This window comes from Actinocrinis puniceicyclus, from assembly GCF_018283645.1.
Taxonomy (GTDB): Bacteria; Actinomycetota; Actinomycetes; order Streptomycetales; family Catenulisporaceae; genus Actinocrinis; species Actinocrinis puniceicyclus.
The window spans coordinates 1-3,223 of sequence record NZ_JAGSXH010000248.1 but is presented as its reverse complement, the minus strand read 5'-3'; the positions used below and the strand labels follow the sequence as shown (position 1 = coordinate 3,223).

Sequence of the window (3,223 nt, the reverse complement as noted above, 5' to 3'; positions counted from 1 at the left end):
GCCACATCCCGCGACCCCGACACCCGCCCCAGCAACACCTGAAACGCCGCGAGCAGAACCATGAACGGGGTGGTGCCGGTCGTCTGGGCGAGCGAGCGAAGGCGCTGCACGAGGTCCTCAGGCACGTCGAGCAGGATGCGGTCCGCGGCGTAGGAGGGTGCCGCAGGGCGCGGCCGGTCGGTCGGCAGCTCCAGCGCGGGCACCTCGGCCAGCTGCCGCTCCCAGTAGTCCAGCTGGCCGGCGAACTGACCGTCAGCGCTCTGCTTGCGCTGCCACGACGCGAAATCCGCGTACTGCAACGGCAACTCGGGGAGCTCGGGGAACTCGGGCACCTCGGGCACCTCGGGCAACTCGGCCGGCTGCGACAGGTCGCTCGTTTCGCCGCGCAGCGCGGCGCGGTAGCCCGCGACGATCTCCTGCCACAGGATCGCGTCGGACCAGCCGTCGTACGCGATGTGGTGCAGTACGAGCAGGAGTACGTGCTCTGCGTCCGAGATCCGGAAGAGCGTGGCGCGCAGCACCGGTCCGCCCGCCAGGTCGAAGGGCCGCGCCCACTCGTCGTGCAGGAGCCGGGGCAGGTCGGCCTCGTCCGCGTCCACCCGCGCCGGCGCGATCCGCGAGGCCGGGTCGATGACCTGCTGCGGGCCCTGGTCGCCGTCGACGTACCGCGTCCGCAGCACCTCGTGCCGGGCCACTGCGCCGGAGAGCGCCGCGATCAGGGACTCAGCGCAGAGCGTGCCGCGCAGCCGCAGAGCGATCGGGGCGTTGTACGCCGGGGATTCGGGCGCCATCCGCCACAGGAAGTGCAGGCGCTCCTGCGCGAAGGAGAGCGCAAGGGGCCCGCCGCGGTCCGCGGGCTCGACATCGGCCTGCTGAGTCCGGCCGGTCCGCGCGGCGGCCCCGAGGCGCGCGGCGAGCGCGGCGACGGTCGGCGCGTCGAAGACGGTGTGCACCGGGATCTCCACGCCCAGGGCCTTGCGCACCGCGAAGACGACCCGGGTGGCGAGCAGCGAGTGCCCGCCGAGGTCGAAGAAGTCCTCGTGCACGCCGATCTGCGCGTCGAGGCCGAGCACCTGCTGCCAGACTTCCGCGAGGGCCTGCTCGGTCGGGTCGCGCGGCAGCACCTTCGAAGTGGCCGGCCCCGCCGCGGCGCCGCTCGACACGGACTCGGCCGAATCAGCACTGGGCTTCGGCAGCGCGGCGCGGTCCACCTTTCCGCTCAGAGTGCGCGGCAGCCGGTCAAGGACGACGAAGGCTGACACGCGCATGTACGCGGGCAGCGATTCGTCGACGTGCCTGCGCAGCGCGTCGTGGTCGAGCGTCCTTCCCGGACTCGGCGTGACGTACGCGACGAGTTTGTGCACTGCGATGCCGTCGCGTACCGGCAGGATGTAGGACTGCGCCACATCGGGGTGGCTGCGCAGGACGGCCTCGATCTCGCCGGGCTCGACCCGGTGCCCGCGGATCTGGACCTGGTCGTCGCCGCGGCCGAGGAATTCGACGACTCCGCCGGGCAGCCACCGTCCGCGGTCGCCGGTGCGGTAGAGGCGCGCACCCGGCTCGCTGCCGAGGGGGTCGGGCACGAAGCGGTCCGCGGTGAGCGCCGCGCGTCCGGCGTAGCCGCGCGCTACTCCCTGGCCGCCGACGTACAGCTCACCGGGGACTCCGATCGGGGCCGGCCGCCCGCGCTCGTCGAGCACGTACACCGCGGTGTTGGCCACCGGACCGCCGATCGGCACGACGCCGGAGACCGTTTCGACGCCGGGCCGGGTCTCGAACAGGGTGCTGTCGATGGAGGTCTCGGTCGCGCCCCAGGCGTTGACGACGCGGGTGCGCGGCCCGAGGACGCTGAGGGCGGCCTCGCAGTCGCCGATGCCGAACGAGTCCGCGCCAACTATCAGAAGCTTGAGATCGGGCAGGGTGAGGCCGCTCTCGGCGAGGTGTCCGACGAGGTTGGCGAGCACGGCCGGGACCGTGTCGAAGGCGACGATCCGCTCCTCGGCGAGCCGGGCGGCGAGAAGGTCGGGCGCGAGGGCCAGCGCGCGGTCGCCCAGCAGCAGGCAGCCGCCGAAGGTGACGCTGCGCACCAGGTCGCCGAGGAAGGCGTCGAAGGCCGGGCTGGTGACGGTCAGCCAGCGGTCGAGGGTCTCCGGCCGCGTCCAGGCCGCCCAGGACTCGCGGAAGTTGGCGAAGCCGCCGCGCGTCACCATCACGCCCTTGGGCGTGCCGGTGGATCCGGAGGTGTGGATGATGTACGCGAGGGCGGACGGGGGAACGTCGCGCTCGGGGCGGTGAGCCGGTTGGCGTGCCAGGCCGGCCGGGTCGGCCGGGTCGTCGAGGACGATCTGCCGCCACGGGCCTTCGGGAACGCGGCCGGCTACCGCGCTGTCGCAGAGCAGGACGATGGGATCGGCGTCGGCGAGCATCGCGGCGAGCCGGGCCCGGGGCTGTTCGGGGTCCATGGGCAGGAATGCGGCGCCGGCCTTGAGCACCGCCAGGGGCGCGACGACCGTGTCCGGGCCGCGGCTCAGGCAGACGGCGACGCGGTCCTCGGGACCGACGCCGTGCGCGCGCAGCAGGTGCGCCATCTGGTTCGCGCGCCGTTCCACATCGGCGTAGCTCAGCTCCTGCCCCTCCCAGACGACGCACGGTGCGCCCGGGGTGCGGTCCGCGTACTGCTCGAAGTGCTGCTCGACGCCGGTGCGCGTGTTGTAGCTGCGCCGGGTGTTGTTCCACAAGCCGATGACCCGTTGCTCACCGGCCGCCGCCATGGCGTACTCGCCGATCCGGTCGTGCGGCCGGGCCGCGATCTGCTCGAGCAGGTCGCCGAGATGCCCGGCCAGGCGCTCGACGGTGTTGCGGTCGAAGAGGTCCGCGTTGTACTCGAGTTCCCCGGCCAGCCCGTCCGGGCCTTCGCGCAGGCCGAGGGTGAGGTCCACCTGCGCGCCCTCTGCTCCGGCCGGATACGGCTCGGATTCGAGGCCGCGCAGCGCCACCGCGCGGGCCGCGCCGTCGGCGTTGCCGTCGGTGGTGAACATGACCTGGAAGAGCGGGGAGGTGGAAGCGTCACGCACCGGGTTGAGCCGCTCAACCACCTGGTCGAACGGAGCATCCTGATGCGAGAGCGCCCCCAGCACCACGGCACGCACCCGCTCAAGCACCTGCACGAACGACGGATCACCGGACAGATCCGTACGCAACACCACCGTGTTGACGAAGAACC

1 protein-coding gene is annotated in these 3,223 nt (G+C 72.8%); it reads right to left on the bottom strand.

The features are described 5' to 3' along the window. A partial coding sequence (locus KGA66_RS28415) for a non-ribosomal peptide synthetase (RefSeq protein ID WP_211472584.1) occupies nt 1–3,223 on the bottom strand: 3,223 nt, incomplete at both ends.